An 18,985-nucleotide genomic window follows, 5' to 3' on the forward strand; every position below is an offset into this window, starting at 1 on the left:
AGCTGACCGATGATCGTGCCGCCGGTCATGCCGGCGCCCCCACCAGGTGCTTGAGGACCGACGTGAAGAAGCCGAGGCCGTCCAGCGAGGGGCCGGTGAGCGCCTCCACCGCGTGCTCGGGGTGCGGCATGATGCCGACCACGTTGCCGGCGGCGTTGGTGATCGCGGCGATGTCGCGCTGGGACCCGTTGGGGTTGCCGCCGACGTAGCGGGCGACCACCCGACCTTCGGCTTCGAGCTGGTCCAGCGTCGCGGTGTCCGCGACGTAGCAGCCCTCGCCGTTCTTGACCGGGATGAGCACCTCCTGGCCGGGCTGGAACGCGTTGGTCCACGCCGTCCCGGCCGACTCGATGCGCAGGACCTGGTCCCGGTTGCGGAAGTGCAGGTGCTGGTTGCGGGTGAGCGCGCCGGGCAGCAGGTGCGCCTCGCAGAGGATCTGGAAGCCGTTGCAGATGCCGAGCACCGGCAGACCACCCTGGGCGGCGTCCACGATCGTCTCCATCACCGGGGCGAACCGGGCGATGGCACCGCACCGCAGGTAGTCACCGTAGGAGAAACCGCCGGGCAGGACGACAGCGTCGACACCGTGCAGCTCCGGGTCGCCGTGCCAGAGCCGGACCGGCTCAGCGCCGGCGATCCGGACGGCCCGGGCCGCGTCCCCGTCGTCGAGCGAGCCGGGGAAGGTGACCACACCGACCCGGGCGGTCACGAGCGGGCGTCCGCAGTCTCGTCGGCCTCGACCAGGCGGACGGTGAAGTCCTCGATGACCGGGTTGGCGAGCAGTTTGTCGGCAATCTCCCGAGCGCGGTCCAGGTCCGGTTCACCGGTGAACTCGATCTCGATCCGCCTGCCGATCCGAACCGAGGCGACGTCACCGACGCCGAGCCGGGGCAGCGCGTTTGCGACGGCCTGGCCCTGCGGATCAAGGATCTCGGGCTTGAGCATGACGTCGACGACGACGCGAGGCACTGGGCACTCCTGACTGTGTACGCAGTTGGGTGCCGACCCACAATGGGCGAGCGCAGCCAGCGTACCTGGCAGATATCGCCGCGGACGCACCGGCCGGGTGCAGTTCAGGCAGTGATCGACATTACTGACGCTCAGTCGGACCTGTCAGGCGCGACAGGCGGCCCTAGCAGGACAAATACGGCGCTGCGGGTGGCCGAATCGTTACATTGGGCAACCTCGATCAGCTCCTTGATAACGATCGCGTCCCGCCCTACTCTACATCGACGTAAGTCGATTCCGCCGGCTCCGGGAATCCCGCCGTCCGGCTCCATCCGCACCCGGCGACCCCGGGCGCGCCCCGTCCAAGGAGTCCACCCGATGCGCATCCGCCCCCTGCTCGCCGTACTCAGCACCGCGCTGGTCGGCGCCCTCGGCGTCACGTCCGCCGCGTCCGCCGCCCCCGCCGGCCCGCAACCCATCATCGGCGGCGGCACCGTCTCGTCCGCGCCCTGGGCCGCCGCGGTGCTCAGCAACGGCTCGTTCACCTGCTCCGGCAGCGTCATCGCCGCGCAGTGGGTGCTCACCGCCCGGCACTGCATCAGCGGCACCATGTCGGTGCGCGTCGGCAGCGTGAACCGCACCTCCGGCGGGGTCACCCGCACGGTCAGCGCCACCTACACCCGCTACGACCTCGCGCTCATGCGGCTCTCCAGCACCGTCAGCACCTCCGCGGTGAGCCTGGCCAGCAGCAACCCGCCGATCAACTCGACGAACTCGATCTACGGCTGGGGCATGACCTGCTACAGCGGCTGCTCGGCGTCCACCGTGCTGAAGACCGCCACCGTCCGGGTGACCAGCAACAGCGCCACCGACGCGTACGGCGGCCAGGCGATCCGCACCACCCGGATCAACGGCAACGCCTGGCGCGGTGACTCCGGTGGCCCGCAGTTCTACAACGGTCAGCAGGTCGGCGTCGCCTCCACCGCCGACGGGTCGAGCATCCAGAACTACGGCAGCGTTGCGTACAACCGGGCCTGGATCACCTCGGTGGCCGGTGTCTGACGGTTAGCGCCCCGCTCGGCGCGGATGGTCGGCCACGTGCCGGCCGTCCGCGCCGCGTCGTTTTGCAGCATCCGATCAGGTGAACAATGCACACGATCGGGTCGCGCCACTCCTGACAGCATCGGAACCGTGCTGGTCGTGACGACAGAGCAACTGCCCGGCTACGAGATCCGCCAGATTCTCGGTGAGGTGGTGTCATCGATGGCCAGGACGCGCAACCCGTACCGCGAGGGTGTGAAGAACCTGCGCGGTGGCGCGTACGACCCGATGGCCCCGGACAACCTGACCCGGTGGCGCACCGACTCGGTGGCCCGCCTCGGCGAGGAGGCACTGCGGCTCGGCGCGAACGCGGTGATCGGCATGCGGTTCGACAGTCGGGACTGTGGCGAGATGTGGATGGAGATCTGCGCGTACGGGACGGCGGTGGTCGCCGTACCCAAGATGCCCGAGGTCATGCCGGCCGACCAGCCGGCGGTCGCCGCCGGGACCGCGGAAATCGCGGGCTTCACCGAGTCTCCCGGCGGCATCGCCGAACCGGCCAGCGCCCCCAACCTGAGAACCGCCGCCGAAACCCCAACCGGCGAGTAACCCACCCACCGGCCCACCGGGCCCCCTCTCCCGTGTTGATCAAGAGGTTTCGGTCATCACGGAGATCGAAAATGACGCAAACCTCTTGATCACCCAGGGAAGGGCGGGCAACGCCGGGTGGGGTGGGTGGGGTGGGGTGGGTGGGGTTAGAGGATGGGGGGTGGGCTGTAGGTTGCCGCGTTTGGGTGGGCGGTCACCACGGTGGTGATGCGGCTTGTCACCGCTGCCACCTGGGCTTGGGCGGCGCCGACGAAGGCGTTGCGGTCGGCGACCAGGGTGTCGATGTCGGCGCGGGACAGGCCGAGTCGGCCGTCCGCCGCCAGGCGGTCGAAGAGGTCGTTCTCCGGTGAGCCCTTCTCGCGCATCGCCAGGGCCACCGCCACCGCGTGCTCCTTGATCACCTCGTGGGCGACCTCCCGGCCGACGCCCCGCCGGACCGCCGCGACCAGGATCTTCGTGGTGGCCAGGAACGGCAGGAAACGCTCCAGCTCGCGGTTGATCACCGCCGGGTACGAGCCGAACTCGTCGAGCACGGTGAGGAACGTCTGGAACAGCCCGTCGGCGGCGAAGAACGCGTCCGGCAGTGCCACCCGGCGGACCACCGAGCAGGACACGTCCCCCTCGTTCCACTGGTCACCGGCCAGCTCGCCGACCATCGACAGGTAACCCCGGATGATCACGGCGAAGCCGTTCACCCGCTCCGAGGAGCGGGTGTTCATCTTGTGCGGCATCGCGCTGGAACCGACCTGCCCCGGCTTGAAGCCCTCGGTCGCCAGCTCCTGACCGACCATCAATCGGATCGTGGTGGCCAGCGACGACGGCGCGGCGGCCGTCTGGGCCAGCGCGGCCAGCACGTCGAAGTCCAGCGAGCGCGGGTAGACCTGCCCGACGCTGTCCAGCACCCGGGAGAAGCCCAGGTGCTCGGCTACCCGTCGCTCCAGCTCGGCCACCTTGTCGGCGTCGCCGTCGAAGAGGTCGAGCTGGTCGGCGGCCGTGCCGACCGGTCCCTTGATCCCTCGCAGCGGGTAGCGGGCGATCAGCTCCTCCAGCCGCTCGTACGCGATCAGCAGCTCCTCCGCCGCCGACGCGAAGCGCTTGCCCAGCGTGGTGGCCTGCGCCGCCACGTTGTGCGAACGGCCGGTCATGACCAGCTCGGAGTGCTCGTGGGCCAGCCAGGCCAACCGGGCCAGGGTGGCCACCACCCGGTCGCGGATCAGCTCCAGTGAGGCGCGCACCTGGAGCTGCTCGACGTTCTCGGTGAGGTCCCGGGAGGTCATCCCCTTGTGCACGTGCTCGTGCCCGGCGAGCGCGCTGAACTCCTCGATCCGGGCCTTCACGTCGTGCCGGGTGACCCGCTCCCGCTCGGCGATCGAGGCGAGGTCGACCTGGTCGAGCACCCGCTCGTACGCCTCGACCACGCCGTCCGGCACCGGCACGCCCAGGTCGCGCTGAGCGCGGAGAACGGCGAGCCAGAGCCGCCGCTCCATCCGGACCTTCTCCTCCGGGGACCAGAGGGCGACCAGTTCAGGCGAGGCGTACCGGTTGGCCAGCACGTTGGGGATCGTCGTCACGTGCCTCATTCTCTCCTACCCGGCGGCCCGTCCGACCAGCAGGCCAGGGCGGGTGCCGGTGGGGCCGGTTGGCCGTTTTGTCGCCCGGGACGGTGCGCTATCAGCCGGTATCGGATCATCGTCTCCATCTGATCTCCGGCGAAGCCGAATCCACCCTTCACGACAGAGGGCACGCATGCGTAGAAGATCCCTCGCCGGCCTCACCGCGATCGCGGTGACCGGCGGCACCCTGCTGGCCACCGGCGCACCCGCCCAGGCAGACGACCCCATGATTCTGTACGTCAAGCAGGCCGACGCAAACTGCTCCGACCAGGGGCCCGGCTCCGACGACACGCCGTTCTGCACGATCGGTGCAGCAGCCGCCGTGGTGACCGCCCCTGGGGCGGTTCTTATCGAAGGCGGCACCTACGCCGAGCGCGTCACCGTCACCAGCTCCGGCACACCAGAGGCGCGGATCGCATTCACGGCCTGGAACGCCCGCACACCGGTGACGCTTGTCGGCCCGAACGCGGGCCTGGTCATCGGCGGCCAGCACGACATCCAGATCGAGAATATCAATGTCAGCGGGTCAACCGACGTACCCGCCCTCGATCTGCGTAACGCCTCGAACATCATGATCGCGGGCGGCAACTTCACGATGGCGAATGTCGCGACCGCGCCCGCCATCCGACTCGCCAATGTGAGGGTGGCGGCGCTGGAACACCTCACCGTCAGCGGGACGGCGCTTGCCGGCGGCCTGACAATGGATGTGTCCACCAGCGAGGTGCTCGTCGAGGACTCACTGGTGTCGACCGACCCGAAACACGTCGCCGTCGATGACGGCGTGGGCATTCGAGTCGACGGGCCACAAAACACGATCATCGACGGCGACGTCGCCGGCTTCTCCGGCGCTGCCATCGCGGTGGGCCCCGCCGCCGCCGGGACGGTGATCGCCAACAACCGGATCAAGGGCGGGATCGGGTACGGCATCCACAACCGCGGAGCCGTGGGCACTGCCATCGCCAACAACGAGATCCAGGACCGCTGCCTGGGCGGCATCCAGGTCGACGGTGCATCGTCGCAGGTCTCGGTGCAGAACAACGTGCTCCGCAACAACGCCGCCTTCAACCAGGGCTACTGCGACCCGCAGGCTCCCGAAGGCGCTGAGATCGCGGTCCACGACGCCGCGCTGAGCGGCACCGTGATCGATTACAACAACACCTGGCACCAGTCCGCGTCCGCGACCGGCTACTCGTGGAACGGAACCAGGATGGGTCTCACCCAGTTCCGCACCGTCACCGGGCAGGCCGCACACGACCGGTACACGTCGGATGTCCGGGAGAATGTCGACTCGGCGAACTCGACGGTGCCCGGCTACCAGGATCTCGACACCGAGGGCAAGCCACGCCGGGACGATCCGGCCGTGCCGAACACCGGCGCCGGCCCGATCGCGTACGCCGACCGTGGCGCTGCCGAGGCCATCAAACACCCGGTGTCGTCCTTCGACGCCACAGTGGACCTCGCCACGAGCACGGTCAGGGTGGACGCCTCCGCCTCGACGCCGGGCTTCGTCCCGATCCGTGATTACGAGTTCAGCTGGGGCGACGGAATCTCCACCCGCCAGTCCAGTCCGATCGCCACACACAAGTACGCCACGCCGGGCACCTACAACGTCACCGTCAGCCCCATCGGAACCGACGGCCTGAGCGGCAGCAGCACCGAGCAGGTCAGCGTGCTGCGGCGGACCGCTTCCGTGGGCCTGCTCGCGTTGTCCAACCGTCGCTACGTGGGTACAGCCGCGTCGGTTCTCCTGCCGAACCAGGTCGGGTTGACCGCCGCCGCGCAGTACGACCTGGCCGACGCCGGCAACGGCCAGGTGGCCCTCGTCGCGCGGGCCAACGGCCGCTACGTCACGCAGTTGGCCAACGAATCACTCAACGCCGAGAGTCAGATGGTCGGCGCCTCGGAGAAGTTCACAGTCGTCCGCAACAGTGACGGCACCGTCAGCCTCAAGGCGAGCAACAACCTGTACGCCACCGCCGATCCCAGCGGTGCTGTGACGCTCTCGGCGAGCCGGCCGACGATCAGCGCCTGGGAGAAGTTCGCCCAGGTTCCGGTCGCCGACGCGAACAGGTCGCTGAAGGCCAGCGTGAACGGCCGTTTCGTGATTGCCGACGGTGCCGGTGTGAAGCCACTGATCGCGAGCGCGGCGACCGCCGGTAGCTGGGAGCGGTTCGACTTCGCCGACCTCGGTAGCGGTCAGATCGCCCTCTTCGCCCGTGCCAACAGCCGTTTCGTGTCCGCCGACGGCGCGGGCGCCAAGCCGCTGTCGCGAACGCACCGACCGTCAGCACCTGGGAGCGTTTCACCATCGTGCGCAACAGCGACGGCACTGTCAGCTTCAAGGCCGGTATCAACAACAAGTACGTCAGCGCCGACGGCGCGGGCAGCAAGCCACTGATCGCCAACGGCCCGGCCATCAGCACCTGGGAGAGGTTCACCCTCGGCTGAGCCCTACCGCGCTATCGACGCCCGCCGGGACCCTCGGGTCCGGCGGGCGTCGCCTTGCACACTCCGCTCAGCGCTCCAGGATGGCGGTCACGCCCTGACCACCGGCGGCGCAGATGGAGATCAGCCCGCGCCCGTTGCCCCGCTCGGCCAGCAGCTTGGCCAGGGTCGCCACGATCCGTCCGCCGGTGGCGGCGAACGGATGCCCGGCGGCCAGCGACGAGCCGTTGACGTTGAGCCGGTCGGTGTCGATCGCGCCCAGCGGCGCGTCCAGGCCGAGCCGGTCCTTCGCGAACTCCGGCGACTCCCAGGCGGCGAGGGTGGCCAGTACCTGCGACGCGAACGCCTCGTGGATCTCGTAGTAGTCGAAGTCCTGCAACGTCAGCCCGGCACGGGCCAGCATCCGGGGCACCGCGTACGCGGGTGCCATCAGCAGCCCCTCGTCGCCGTGCACGAAGTCCACCGCCGCCGTCTCCGACCAGCTGAACCAGGCCAGCACGGGCAGGTGGTGCGCCGCGGCCCACTCCTCGCTGGCCAGCAGCACTGTGGACGCGCCGTCGGTGAGCGGTGACGAGTTGCCGGCCGTCATGGTGGCCTGCTCGGCGTCCGGGCCGCGGGTGCCGAAGACCGGCTTCAGCGAGGCGAGCTTCTCCAGGCTGCTGTCCGGACGCAGGTTCGCATCCCGGGTGAGCCCCAGGTACGGCGTCATCAGGTCGTCGAAGAAACCTCTGTCGTACGCGGCCGCGAGGCGCTGGTGTGAGCGCAGCGCCAGCTCGTCCTGGGAGCGCCGGTCGATCTGCCAGCGCAGGGCGGTCCGGGCGGCGTGGTCGCCCATGGACAGGCCGGTACGCGGCTCTGCGTTGCGCGGGATCTCCGGCTTGAACGGCTGAAGTGGGCGCAGCTTCGCCGCGATCTTGAGCCGTTCGCCCAGCGTGCGGGCCGAGTTGAGCTTGAGCAGCGTGCGGCGCATCTCCTCGTTGACGGCGAGCGGGGCGTCGGAGGTGGTGTCGACGCCGCCGGCGATGCCCACGTCGAGCTGACCGAGGGCGATCTTGTTGGCGACCAGGATGGTCGCCTCCAGGCCGGTGCCGCAGGCCTGCTGGATGTCGTACGCCGGGGTGTGTGGGTCGAGCCGGGAGCCGAGGACCACCTCGCGGGTGAGGTTGAAGTCGCGGGAGTGCTTGAGCACCGCACCGGTGACCACCTCGCCGATGCGCTGCCCGGCCAGCCCGTAGCGGGCGATCAGGCCGTCGAGCGCCGCGCCGAGCAGGTCCGCGTTTGACGCGTCCGCGTAGCGGGCGTTGGAACGGGCGAAGGGGATGCGGTTGCCCCCGATGACCGCGACCCGCCGGATGCTCTGCACGATCCGCCTCCTCGACATGTGTTGCTTGGACCCTACTGGCCAGTAGGCTACGCCCATGACCGACAGGTACGCGAGCTTCGTCCAATCGGCCGCCGGCCGCGCGCTGGTCAAGCGCCTCGGGCTGCCCGACCCGCCCCGACTGCGCCGACACCACCCCGGCGACCCGCTGCTGGCCGGCCCGGCCCTGCTCGGCGCGGCCACCGGCGCTCGGTACGCCAAACCGGTGGCCATGAGACTGACCGCCGCCGGGGTCGAGCTGGCCGACCCGGCCGCCGCCACCGAATGGGTCGGGGGCGCTCCGGCGCAGCATGCGCCGACCCGTTCGCACGGCGACAACCCGCGGCGGTACGGGGCACTGCTGTTCGACGCCACCGGGATCACCGACTCGACCGAGCTGCGCCAGCTCTACGACTTCTTCCACCCGCAGGCCCGGGCCGTGCTGCCCAGCGGCCGGGTGATCGTGCTCGGCAACCCGCCGCAGGAGTGCCCGACGCCCCGCGCGGCGACCGCCCAGCGCGCCCTCGAAGGATTCGTCCGCAGCATCGGCAAGGAGTTCGGCCGGGGCATCACCGCGCAACTCGTCCAGGTGGCCCGCGCCCAGGGCGACCCCAGCATCGGCCTCGAATCGACTCTCCGGTTCCTGCTGTCCGGCCGCTCCGCGTACGTGTCGGGGCAGGTCATCCGGGTCAGCGGCGGCGCGGCGAGCATCCCGGCCGACTGGGACCGCCCGCTGGACGGGCAGGTCGTGCTGGTCACCGGCGCCGCGCGGGGCATCGGTGCTGCGCTGGCGAAGGTGCTCGCCCGCGACGGCGCGAAGGTGGTGGCCCTGGACATCCCGGCTGCCGGTGACGCGCTCGCCGCGGTGGCGAACGACATCGGCGGCACCGCCGTCCAACTCGACCTGACCGCGCCGGACGCGCCGACCCGACTCGCCGAGCACCTGGCCAGCCGGCACGGCCGGGTCGACGTGGTGGTGCACAACGCCGGCATCACCCGGGACAAGACGCTCGGCCGGATGGACGCCGACCGGTGGGACCAGGTGATCGACGTCAACCTCTCCAGCCAGGAGCGGATCAACGACGTACTGCTGGAGCGGGAGCTGATCCCGTCCGGCGGGCGGATCATTTCGGTCTCCTCGATCGCCGGGATCGCCGGCAACCGGGGGCAGACCAACTACGCCACCAGCAAGGCCGGCGTGATCGGGCTGGTCGACTCACTCGCGCCGGCCCTGCGGGAGCGCGGGATCAGCGTCAACGCGGTGGCCCCCGGCTTCATCGAGACCCGGCTGACCGCGCGCATCCCGCTGGTGGTCCGCGAGGCGGGCCGGCGGATGAACAGCCTGGCCCAGGGCGGGTTGCCGGTGGACGTGGCCGAGACGATCGGCTGGCTGGCCTGGCCGGCCAGCGGCGCGGTCAGCGGAAACGTGGTCCGGGTCTGCGGCCAGAGCCTGCTGGGGGCGTGATGGGCGCGCGGCCGGAGTCGGGCAGCCGTACCCCCGTCGAGCTGCCCCGGATGCCGGCGGCCGGGGCGCTGCACCGACGGGCGTTGCTGGGCGCGCTGCCGGGCCTCGGCGGTGGGCGGCGCGGGCCCGACCTGCCGGCGGTCGAGTTGACAGTGGGCGGGGTGAGCGTCGACCGGGCGCAGCTGGCCGACTATGACCGGGTCTGCGGGTTCCGGCTCACCGATCGGCTGCCCGCGACGTTTCCGCACGTCATGGGTTTTCCGCTGGCCCTGCGCCTGATGACAGCGCCGGACTTCCCCCTCCCGCTGATCGGCCTGGTGCACGTCGGCAACCGGATCACCACGCACCGCCCGATCACCGCCGACGAGACCCTCGACTTCACCACGTACGCGGAGAACCTGCGCCCCCACGACCGGGGGCGGCAGGTGGAGGTGGTGCTGATCGGCTCGGTCGACGGGGAAGAGGTGTGGCGCGGCGTCTCGACGTACCTCGGTCGGGAACGCAAGCCGGGCGGGCGCGAGCCCGGCGAACGTCCCGCGGCGCCGACGGCCACCGCCCGCTGGCGGGTGGAACCGCGCATCGGTACGGAGTACGCGCGGGTCTCCGGTGACCACAACCCGATCCACACCTCCCGACTCGGTGCGCGGCTGTTCGGCTTCCGCCGTCCGATCGCGCACGGAATGTGGAGCAAGGCGCGCTGCCTGGCCGCGCTGGAGGCCCGGCTGCCGGACGCGTACACCGTCGAGGTCGCCTTCAAGCTGCCCGTGCCGCTGCCGAGCACCGTGAACTTCGCGGTCCTCCCGGACGGCGGGCTCGCCCTGCACGACTCGCGCGGCCGACCGCACCTGACGGGTCACCTGCGCTGAGAATTCCGAGCTTGGCAGAAGCTTCCTCGTGCGCTAAGTTGTTCTCACACCGAGATGTTCTCAGTATGAGAGAGACGTGATGAACGAGCAGGAGTTCCTGGCCGCGTACGACCCACGGGCCTACCCGTCGGTCGCCGTGACCGTCGACGTGGTGGCGCTGACCATCCGCGCCGGCGCACTGCACCTGCTGCTGATCCGGCGCGGCGAGGCACCCTTCGCCGGGCACTGGGCGCTGCCCGGGGGCTTCGTCCGCCCCGACGAGGACCTGACCGCCGGCGCCCGACGGGAGCTGGCCGAGGAAACCGGGCTCGGCGGCGAGGCGCTGCGCCGCGTACACCTGGAGCAGTTGGGCAGCTATGGCGCTCCCGACCGTGACCCGCGCATGCGGGTCGTCTCGATCGCGCACCTCGCGTTCGCCCCCGACCTGCCGGACCCGGCCGCCGGCAGCGACGCCGACGAGGCGATCTGGCTCCCGGTGACCGCGTTGACCAGCCGACAGCTCGCCTTCGACCACGGCCGGATCATCGACGACGCGTTGGAACGGGCCCGCTCCAAGCTGGAGTACACGCCGCTCGCCACCCGCTTCCTCGCCGCCGAGTTCACGATCAGCGAACTGCGCGCCGTCTACGAGACGGTCTGGGGGCACCCGCTGCACGCCGGCAACTTCCACCGCAAGGTGCTCTCCGTGCCGGGGTTCGTGGAGAGCACCGGCACCAGCACCGAGCGCGGTGGTGCCCGAGGCGGCCCGCGCGCCCGGCTCTACCGGGCCGGCGACGCCCGCCTGCTGCATCCGGCGCTGCTGCGCCCCGCCAGCGAGGAGACGGTGCGGTGAGGGCCACGGAGGCCATCCGCCTGGTCGCGGCCGCCCGCACCGACGCGGACCTGTTCGGCGCCGACCAGCCGGCCCACCGCTACCGCGAGCTGGTCGCGGCCCTGCACCCCGACCGCCTGCCGACCGACCCGGCGGTACGCGCCGAAGCCATCGACGCGTTCATCCACGTCACCACCCGGTGGCGGGCACGGCAGACCACCATCCTCGGCGACTACCGGCTCGGCGCGCCGGCCCACTCGGGTGACCTGGCCGACCTCTACGACGTCGGCGACGACCGGCTGCTCAAGCTCCCCCGACGGCCCACCGACAACGACCTGATGGTCCGCGAGGCGCACGCCCTGCGCACCATCGCCGAGCGCAGCGACCCGCGCTACCTGCCGTACGTGCCCCGGCTCGTCGACGAGTTCCGGCACCGCGACACCGCGACCGGCGCGGACCGGCGGATCAACGTGCTCGCCACCGCACCCGGCCTGCACGACCTCGACGAGGTGCGGCGCGCGTACCCCGACGGGCTGGACCCCCGGGACGTGGCCTGGATGTGGCGGCGGCTGCTGGTGGTGCTCGGCCTGGCCCACCGGGCGGGCGTGGTGCACGGCGCGGTCCTGCCCCGACACGTGCTGATCGAGCCGGACGCCCACGGCGTGGTGCTCGTCGACTGGTGCTTCTCCGCGGCCGTGGGCAGCACGATCCCGGCTGTCGTGCCCGGCCACCCGGACTGGTACCCGCCGGAAGTCTTGACCAAGCAGCCCTGCGGGCCGGGCACCGACATCGCGATGGCCAGCCACTGCATGAGCTGGCTGATGGGGCCGCGCGCGCCCCGCGAGCTGCACGCCTTCGCGCTGGGCTGCCGGCAACGGTCCCTGGGCGACCGGCCCGACGACGCCTGGCGCCTGCTGCGCGAACTCGACCAGGTGCTGGACCGGCTCTACGGGCCACGCACCTTCCGACCCTTCACCCTCACCCCCTAAGGAGCTGTCATGGGCAGTGGAATCTGGTCCACCGACGTGTACGACGCCGCCGACCGCTACCGCCGGTCCACCGGCAGGAGCGCCTTCTCCTACAGCGACAGCGGGGCGCGCACCGTGCACCCCGCGCTCGACCCCAGGGACGCGACCCGCGAGAGCCGCGATTCCGACGAGCACCCCCGGTCGACGCCAGTCGCGGTGCTCTTCGACGTGACCGGCTCGATGCGCACCGTGCCGCGGGTCCTGCAGACCAAGCTGCCGCAACTGCTCGGGCTGCTGCAACGGCAGGGCTACGCCAGCGACCCGCAGATCATGTTCGGTGCCATCGGCGACGCCACCTGCGACCGGGTGCCGTTGCAGGTGGGCCAGTTCGAGTCGGACAACCGGATGGACGACGACCTCGGCCAGATCGTGCTGGAGGGCGGCGGCGGCGGACAGATGAGCGAGTCGTACGAGCTGGCCATGTACTTCATGGCCCGGCACACAGTCACCGACAACTGGGAGAAGCGCGGCCGGCGCGGCTACCTGTTCATCATCGGCGACGAGCTGGCGTACCAGTGGGTGAAGGCCCGGGAGGTGGCCGGCCTGATCGGGGACGACCTCTCCGAGGACGTGCCGCTGCGGCAGGTGGTCGACGAGGTGACCCGCCGCTGGGACACCTACTACCTGCTCCCCGCCGGCAGCCACTACGCCGGCAACGCCAAGGTGCTCGACTTCTGGCGGGACCTGCTCGGGCAGAACACCGTCGTGCTCGACGACCTCGACGCGGTCTGCGAGACCATCGCGCTCACCATCGGCCTCGGCGAACAGGCCATCGACCTGGACGAGGGCCTGCGCGACCTGGACCGCGCCGGTTCCGGCGCCACCGGAACCGTGTCGAAGGCGCTGGCCCGCCTCGGCCGGGAACGGCGGGCCGAGGTGTCGACGCTGCCGGCGTTCACCGACACGGCCGGCGGGGTGACCCGGCTGTGAACCACCTGGCGGTGGTCGACCTCGGCTACGGCGACGCCGGCAAGGGCACTGTGGTGGACTGGCTCTGCGCCACCCGTCCCGTGCACACGGTGGTCCGCTTCAACGGGGGCGCGCAGGCGGCACACAACGTCGTGCTGCGCGACGGGCGGCACCACACGTTCGCGCAGTTCGGCGCCGGCACGTTCCATCCCGGTGTGCGTACGCACCTGTCCCGGCACGTGGTGGTGGACCCGCTGGCGTTGGCCGCCGAGGCCGGCCACCTAGCCACGGTCGGGGTGCCCGACGCGCTCGACCGGCTGACCGTCGACGGGGACGCGCTGCTCGCCACCCCGTACCACCGGGCCGCCAACCGGGCCCGCGAGACCGCCCGGGGAGCCGACCGGCACGGCTCCTGCGGGCTGGGGGTGGGCGAGGCCGTCGCGTACGGCCTCGCCCACCCCGACGACGCGCCGCGGGTCGCCGACTGCCACCACCCGGCACTGCTGCGCCGCCGGCTGACCACACTGCGGGACCGGCTGACCGCCGAGCTGGGCCCGCTGGAAGCGCCACCGATCGAGGACTGCCTGCCCGCGTTCACCGGGTTCGCCGACCGGGTCGCCGTCGTCGACGGCAGCTGGCTCGCCGGGGCGTTGCGCACCGGGACCTGCGTCTTCGAGGGCGCGCAGGGGGTGCTGCTCGACGAGTGGCACGGCTTCCACCCGTACACCACCTGGAGCACCACCACGTTCGCCAACGTCGACAGTCTGCTCGCCGAGGCGGGCCGGCCCGGCGACGTGACCCGGATCGGGGTGCTCCGCGTGGTGACCACCCGGCACGGGCACGGTCCGTTGGTGACCGAGGATCCGAGCCTGCCGTTCGCCGACGCGCACAACGCCACGAACCCCTGGCAGGGCCGGTTCCGGTTCGGCCACTTCGACGCGGTCGCCCACCGGTACGCCCTCGCCGCAGCCGGCGGTGTGGACGGTTTGGCCCTGACCCACCTCGACCTGGCCGGCCCCGACCTGCGGATCTGCCGCCGCTACGACACCACGGACCGGCTCACCCCGGGCCCGCCCGGTGACCTGGACCGGCAGGCCGCGCTCACCGCCCGCCTGCTGCGCTCCCGCCCGCTGTACGACGACAAACCGCAGGACTGGCCCGCAGCGGTAAGCGCGGAGCTGGACGCCCCGGTGGTGCTCACCTCGCACGGCCCCACCGCCAACGACAAGACCCCACACGGCCCCCTGCTAGCCCCACGAACCCTGGCCCACGCGGCCTGACCCACCCCGTCCCCGCCCCGCCCCGCCCCGCCCCGCCCCGCCCCGCCCCGCCCTGCCCCCGTCGATCTTGCACTTTCGGTAGTTGTTATGCAGCTTTTGCGGGGGTTGGTTCGGACACAAAGTGCAAGATCGGCGCGGGGAGAGGTGGGGGTTATCCAACGGCTTCGGCCACCGGGCGGGTCGCGCCCGGCGAGCATGGGGGCATGGACTCCGCGCTCGACCTGCTCCGACAGCTGGTCGCCTCACCGTGGGTGTACCTGCTGATCTTCGGGCTCACGGCGGTCGACGCGTTCTTTCCGGCCGTACCCGGCGAGGCGGCCGTCATCACCGCCGCCGTGCTCTCCACCAGCGGAAATCCCAAGCTGGCGGCGGTGATCGGCGCCGCCGCGCTGGGCGCCTGCGCCGGTGACCACGTCTCGTACGCCATCGGGCGCGGTGGCGGCGCGAGACGCCTCGCCGGGTTTCCCGACGGCAGCCGCCGACGAGCCAGCTCGGAGTGGGCCCGGCGCGCGCTGAACCGGCGCGGCGGGCTGATCCTGACCACCTCCCGGTACCTGCCGGGCGGGCGGACGGCCGTCACCCTCACCATGGGCGCGGTGCGCTATTCCCGCCGGTCGTTCCTGCTGTACGACGCGATTGCGACGGTCACCTGGGCCCTGTACTGCGGGCTGCTCGGCTACTTCGGTGGGCTGGCCTTCGAACGGCACCCCGTCAAGGGCGTCCTCGCCGGGATCGGCCTGTCGGTGATCGTCACGCTGGGCATCGAGGGCGTCCGTTGGCTGCGCCACCGGGCGCGCCAGCGCGCCGCCACCACCAGCACCACCGACCGGGCCGGATCGACCTGACACCCGTCACAGCAGGTCGGCGTCGTACACCAGGATGGCCAACTGCACACGGTTGCCCGCGTGGAGTTTCGCCAGCGCCCGGCTGACGTGTGCCTTGACCGTGGCCTCGCTCATCGTCAGCCGCCGGGCGATCTCCGCGTTGCCGTGCCCGCGCGCCACCTCCCGGACGATCGCCAGCTCCCGCTCGGTCAGCGGTGCGAGCCGCTCACGGGCCGCGTCCCGGCGGGCCGGGCCACGCTCGGCGAACGAGCTGATCAGACGCCGGGTCACCGTCGGGGCGAGCATCGCGTTGCCGGCGGCCACCGTACGGACGGCGGCGGCCAACTCCCGGGGCGGAGTGTCCTTGAGCAGGAAGCCGACAGCGCCGGCCCGCAGCGCGCGGTGCACGTACTCGTCGAGGTCGAAGGTGGTCAACATGATCACCTTTGGGCCGGCGGCGACGACGTCGGGCGCTGCGGTCAGCCCGTCGACGCCCGGCATCCGCACGTCGAGCAGCACCACGTCGGGGCGTAACCGCTGGGCCTGCTCCAGCGCGCCGGCGCCGTCCGCCGCCTCTCCGACGACAGTGATGTCCTCCGCCGCCTCAAGGATCAGCCGCAGCCCGGCCCGGACCAGCTGCTCGTCGTCGACCACCACCACCCGGATCACGCCGCACCCGCCAGCGGGATCAGAGCCCGGACCAGGAAGCCGCCGTCCACCGGAGCTGCCTCCAACCGGCCGCCGAGCAGCTCCACCCGCTCACGCAGCCCGAGCAGCCCCTGCCCGGCACCCGGCAGCGCCGACCCGCCCTCGGACGGGCCGTTGCGGACCAGCACCTCCAGCCCGTCGGGCAGGTAGCGCAGGCAGACCGTCGTCTCGGCGTCGGCCGCGTGTTTGCGCACGTTGGTCAGCGCCTCACGGACCACCCGGTACGCGGTACGCCCCAGCGTCGCCGGCAGTGCCGTCGGCACACCCTCGTCCTGCCGGGACACCCGCAGTCCGGCGGCACGGGACTCCCCGATCAACTCGTCCAACGTGTCGAGCCCCCGCTCCGGCGTCACGGCCGGGCCGGCCTGGCGCAGCACACCCAGCACCTCGCGCAGGTCGGTGAGCGCCTGCCTGCCGGTCGTCCGGATCAGCGCGGCGGCCTCGACGGTCGCCGGGTCCACGGCGGTCACCTCCAGCGCCCCGGCATGCACCACCATCAACGAGACCCGGTGTGCCACCACGTCGTGCATCTCCCGGGCGATCCGGGTCCGCTCCTCGGCACGGACCCGGTCGGCGCGGGCCTCCTGCTCGCGTTCCAGCCGCTCGGCCCGGTCCCGCAGAGCGGCGAGCGTGTCCTGACGGGCCCGCACCCAGAGGCCGAAGACCAACGGAAGCCCCACCAGGCAGGCGGCGAGCAGCAGCACGTTGCCGGTGCTGGCGGTGGTGATCCGGCGTACGCCACCCACCGCCAGCCCGACCAGCACCCCGCCGGTCAGCACCAGGGCCGCACCGGCGAGGTAACCGGCGAGTTGGCGACCGCGCAACCGCAGACCCGCCTGGTACGAGGCCAGCACCCCGGCGGCCGCCGCGGCGAGCACCAACCAGCCGACCGCCGCGGCCAGGAACAACGGCCAGCGGCGGGTCCGGACCGTACCGGCGGCCCATGCTGAGCCCAGTGCGATCAGCAGCACGACCACGCTCGGCAGCGGCGAGTGGACCCCGATGTCACCGGTCGCGCTGGCCCACACGGCCGCGGCGACCAGGACGGCGAGCAGCGGCGGGGCGTACCGATGGACGACCCGCCGGAGGGCGACGGCGTTGGAGGCCACGCAGCGAGCCTAGGGCTCAGCCGACGTGTCGGGCCGCCCCACAGCGCCGTACCGGGGTGAGGTGGGGGATGACCCCGATGCACAGTCCGGGCCGGCCGCTACCTAAGTAGTGCCGCCCACCTGACCACTGGCCGATGTCGGGAGCCGCCGCGCCGACCAGCATCGGGATCATGGATCTGCTCGACCTGCTGCACGACACGATGTCCTCACCCTGGGTGTACCTGGCGATCTTTGCGATCGCGGTGCTCGACGGCTTCTTCCCGGTGGTGCCGAGCGAGACGGCGGTGATCACCGCAGGGGTGTTCGCGGCCTCCGGAGCGCCGTACCTGCCGGCGGTGATCCTGGTGGCAGCCGCCGGGGCGCTGGTCGGCGACCACGTCTCGTACGCCATCGGGCGGGGTGGCGGCACCCGGCTGCTCGACCGGCTGCCCCCCGACGGTCGACGCCGAGGCGCCATCGACCGGGCCCGTCGGGGGATCGCCACCCGGGGCGGTCTGATCCTCACCGTGGCCCGCTACGTTCCGGGCGGCCGGACCGCTGTCACCCTCACCATGGGCGCGGTGCGCTATCCACGGCGACGGTTCCTGGCCTTCGACGCGCTGGCCGCCAGCTCGTGGGGGCTCTACTCGGCGCTGGTCGGCTACGTCGGCGGGCTGGCCTTCGAGCAGGACCCGCTGCGCGGTCTCCTGCTCGGTCTGGGCCTCGCCCTGACGGTGACGGTGGTCGTCGAGGTGGTTCGCTGGCTCCGCAACCGCCGCCGTACGGCGCGGGTCGGCGAGCCGGGCACCGACGCCGTTCCCGCCGGGGCCGTCAGTCGGCCGGCGGACGCCAGGTGACGCCGTGCAGCAGTTGGGCGGCACCGAGCCAGGCCACGTTCATCATCCGGGTGGCAGTCTTCTCCGGCTCCGCGTCCGGGTGGTCCGCGAGCCAGTCGGCCAACGACTCGGTCGCGCCGACCAGGGCGTACGCGACGACCTCCAGGTCGATGGCGGCGATCTCGCGGCCATCGGCGCGCAGCGCGTGGTCGAGCATTCCGGCGACCACCTCGACCAGCCGGGCCCGCATGGTGGCCAACTCGCCGGCGAACGGCTGCTCGCCCCGGGCCTGCCGGTAGAGCACCGCCCAGCCGTCCCGATGGGCGCCCACGAAGCCGAAGAACGCCCTCAGCCCGCGCCAGAGCCGCTCGTCGGCCGGCAGGTCGGGAGCCGCCGCCCCGGCGATGGCCTGCATCATCCGGGTGCCCTCCCGGTGCAGGCAAGCGACGAAGAGCTCCTCCTTGGTGCCGAGGTACGCGTACACCATGGGTTTGGAGATGCCGGCGTCCTCGGCGATCTCGTCCATGCTGGCGGCGTGGAAGCCACGTCGGGAGAAGACCTTGACGGCCGCGTCGAGCATCTGCTGCTCGCGGACGGCGCGAGGCAGGCGCTTGAAGGCGGGGACGCTGGACACCTTGCGAGCATACCTACTCGTGCGTAGGGTTACGCGCGAGTAGCCAATCTTCCGGAAGGCGCACCTGATGACTGACTTCGACCCGGCCACCTTCGCCAACGTGGGCCCCAAGGAGTTCGCCCAGCTGGTCAAGTCCACCCCGGACGACAAGATCGCCCAGGTGATGTCCGGCGACCTGCGCGACAAGGTCCTGGGCGAGGTGTTCGGCCGGATGCCGTCGCTGTTCCGCGCGGACCGGGCCGGTTCCACAAACGCGGTCATCCACTGGATCATCACCGGTCGCCCCGACGGCGGCAGCGACACCTACGAGGTGGTCATCGCCGACGGCACCTGCGTCGTGAACGAGACCCCGCAGCACGACCCGAAGCTGAGCCTCACCATGGGCCCGGTCGAGTTCCTGAAGATCGTCTCCGGTGGCGCCAACCCGGTGATGATGTTCATGACCGGCAAGTTGAAGGCGAAGGGCGACCTCGGCCTCGCCGCCAACATCGCCAACCTGTTCGACATCCCCAAGGCCTGA

Annotated in this window: 19 protein-coding genes; 12 read left to right on the top strand and 7 right to left on the bottom strand. The window is 71.7% G+C overall.

Translation table 11 applies throughout. The features are described 5' to 3' along the window. Window positions 1-25: 25 nt before the first annotated feature. Together purQ and purS are read right to left on the bottom strand one after the other, a co-directional pair. On the bottom strand, window positions 26-709 hold the full coding sequence (gene purQ / locus PSH03_RS13110; RefSeq protein ID WP_210784151.1) for a phosphoribosylformylglycinamidine synthase subunit PurQ: 684 nt from the start codon (window positions 707-709) through the stop codon (window positions 26-28). Further along, window positions 706-969, bottom strand: coding sequence for a phosphoribosylformylglycinamidine synthase subunit PurS (purS, locus tag PSH03_RS13115; RefSeq protein WP_030491392.1), 264 nt, complete (start codon window positions 967-969; stop codon window positions 706-708). The genes purQ and purS overlap by 4 nt, the downstream gene beginning before the upstream one ends. 357 nt (window positions 970-1,326) lie before the next feature. Between purS and PSH03_RS13120 the strand changes: the two genes are divergently transcribed. Continuing rightward, on the top strand, window positions 1,327-2,010 hold the full coding sequence (locus tag PSH03_RS13120; protein WP_210784150.1) for a S1 family peptidase: 684 nt from the start codon (window positions 1,327-1,329) through the stop codon (window positions 2,008-2,010). A 24-nt stretch (window positions 2,011-2,034) separates the two neighbouring features. Beyond that, window positions 2,035-2,598 carry a YbjQ family protein gene (locus PSH03_RS13125; protein WP_238689258.1) on the top strand — a complete coding sequence of 188 codons (564 nt, stop codon included), beginning with the start codon at window positions 2,035-2,037 and terminating at the stop codon, window positions 2,596-2,598. Between the two features lie 146 nt (window positions 2,599-2,744). Here the strand turns inward: PSH03_RS13125 and purB are convergent, their stop codons facing one another. After that, window positions 2,745-4,169, bottom strand: coding sequence for an adenylosuccinate lyase (purB, locus tag PSH03_RS13130; protein WP_238689259.1), 1,425 nt, complete (start codon window positions 4,167-4,169; stop codon window positions 2,745-2,747). A gap of 175 nt (window positions 4,170-4,344) precedes the next feature. Here purB and PSH03_RS13135 point away from each other — a divergent pair, with 175 nt between their 5' ends. After that, complete coding sequence (locus tag PSH03_RS13135; RefSeq protein ID WP_238689260.1) at window positions 4,345-6,609, top strand: right-handed parallel beta-helix repeat-containing protein; 2,265 nt, start codon at window positions 4,345-4,347, stop codon at window positions 6,607-6,609. A 117-nt stretch (window positions 6,610-6,726) separates the two neighbouring features. On the opposite strand, the gene PSH03_RS13140 is transcribed toward PSH03_RS13135, so the two are convergent. After that, on the bottom strand, window positions 6,727-8,019 hold the full coding sequence (locus PSH03_RS13140) for an acetyl-CoA C-acetyltransferase (protein ID WP_210787324.1): 1,293 nt from the start codon (window positions 8,017-8,019) through the stop codon (window positions 6,727-6,729). Between the two features lie 55 nt (window positions 8,020-8,074). On the opposite strand from PSH03_RS13140, the gene PSH03_RS13145 reads away from it, so the two are divergent. The 7 genes from PSH03_RS13145 (at window position 8,075) to PSH03_RS13175 (ending at window position 15,220) form a co-directional block, all read left to right on the top strand. Continuing rightward, on the top strand, window positions 8,075-9,481 hold the full coding sequence (locus tag PSH03_RS13145; protein WP_238689261.1) for a 3-oxoacyl-ACP reductase: 1,407 nt from the start codon (window positions 8,075-8,077) through the stop codon (window positions 9,479-9,481). Next, a complete protein-coding gene (locus PSH03_RS13150) occupies window positions 9,481-10,347 on the top strand; it encodes a MaoC/PaaZ C-terminal domain-containing protein (RefSeq protein ID WP_238689262.1) in 867 nt (288 codons plus the stop codon). Before PSH03_RS13145 ends, PSH03_RS13150 begins: the two co-directional genes overlap by 1 nt. Before the next feature lie 79 nt (window positions 10,348-10,426). Continuing rightward, entirely contained in the window at window positions 10,427-11,179 is a 753-nt protein-coding gene (locus PSH03_RS13155) for an NUDIX hydrolase (RefSeq protein ID WP_238689263.1), read from the top strand. Beyond that, window positions 11,176-12,147, top strand: a complete 972-nt coding sequence (locus PSH03_RS13160) for a protein kinase family protein (protein WP_238689264.1) — start codon at window positions 11,176-11,178, stop codon at window positions 12,145-12,147. Before PSH03_RS13155 ends, PSH03_RS13160 begins: the two co-directional genes overlap by 4 nt. 9 nt (window positions 12,148-12,156) lie before the next feature. After that, window positions 12,157-13,116, top strand: a complete 960-nt coding sequence (locus PSH03_RS13165) for a hypothetical protein (RefSeq protein WP_238689265.1) — start codon at window positions 12,157-12,159, stop codon at window positions 13,114-13,116. Further along, window positions 13,113-14,375, top strand: a complete 1,263-nt coding sequence (locus tag PSH03_RS13170) for an adenylosuccinate synthetase (RefSeq protein WP_210787336.1) — start codon at window positions 13,113-13,115, stop codon at window positions 14,373-14,375. Before PSH03_RS13165 ends, PSH03_RS13170 begins: the two co-directional genes overlap by 4 nt. 203 nt (window positions 14,376-14,578) lie before the next feature. Further along, window positions 14,579-15,220, top strand: a complete 642-nt coding sequence (locus PSH03_RS13175; RefSeq protein WP_210787412.1) for a DedA family protein — start codon at window positions 14,579-14,581, stop codon at window positions 15,218-15,220. A 6-nt stretch (window positions 15,221-15,226) separates the two neighbouring features. Here PSH03_RS13175 and PSH03_RS13180 read toward each other — a convergent pair whose 3' ends face one another. Together PSH03_RS13180 and PSH03_RS32840 are read right to left on the bottom strand one after the other, a co-directional pair. Further along, window positions 15,227-15,868, bottom strand: a complete 642-nt coding sequence (locus tag PSH03_RS13180; RefSeq protein WP_238689266.1) for a response regulator — start codon at window positions 15,866-15,868, stop codon at window positions 15,227-15,229. After that, window positions 15,865-17,016 (bottom strand): sensor histidine kinase, encoded by a 1,152-nt coding sequence (locus tag PSH03_RS32840; RefSeq protein ID WP_210787410.1) that lies wholly within the window; start codon window positions 17,014-17,016, stop codon window positions 15,865-15,867. The genes PSH03_RS13180 and PSH03_RS32840 overlap by 4 nt, the downstream gene beginning before the upstream one ends. Window positions 17,017-17,183: 167 nt before the next feature. Here PSH03_RS32840 and PSH03_RS13190 point away from each other — a divergent pair, with 167 nt between their 5' ends. Beyond that, window positions 17,184-17,852, top strand: a complete 669-nt coding sequence (locus tag PSH03_RS13190) for a DedA family protein (protein ID WP_210787413.1) — start codon at window positions 17,184-17,186, stop codon at window positions 17,850-17,852. Here PSH03_RS13190 and PSH03_RS13195 read toward each other — a convergent pair. Next, complete coding sequence (locus PSH03_RS13195) at window positions 17,827-18,465, bottom strand: TetR/AcrR family transcriptional regulator (RefSeq protein WP_210787409.1); 639 nt, start codon at window positions 18,463-18,465, stop codon at window positions 17,827-17,829. The genes PSH03_RS13190 and PSH03_RS13195 overlap by 26 nt on opposite strands. A gap of 67 nt (window positions 18,466-18,532) precedes the next feature. Here PSH03_RS13195 and PSH03_RS13200 point away from each other — a divergent pair, with 67 nt between their 5' ends. Then, window positions 18,533-18,985, top strand: coding sequence for an SCP2 sterol-binding domain-containing protein (locus tag PSH03_RS13200; protein WP_196920508.1), 453 nt, complete (start codon window positions 18,533-18,535; stop codon window positions 18,983-18,985).

Source organism: Micromonospora salmantinae (assembly GCF_022230905.1).
GTDB lineage: Bacteria > Actinomycetota > Actinomycetes > Mycobacteriales > Micromonosporaceae > Micromonospora > Micromonospora salmantinae.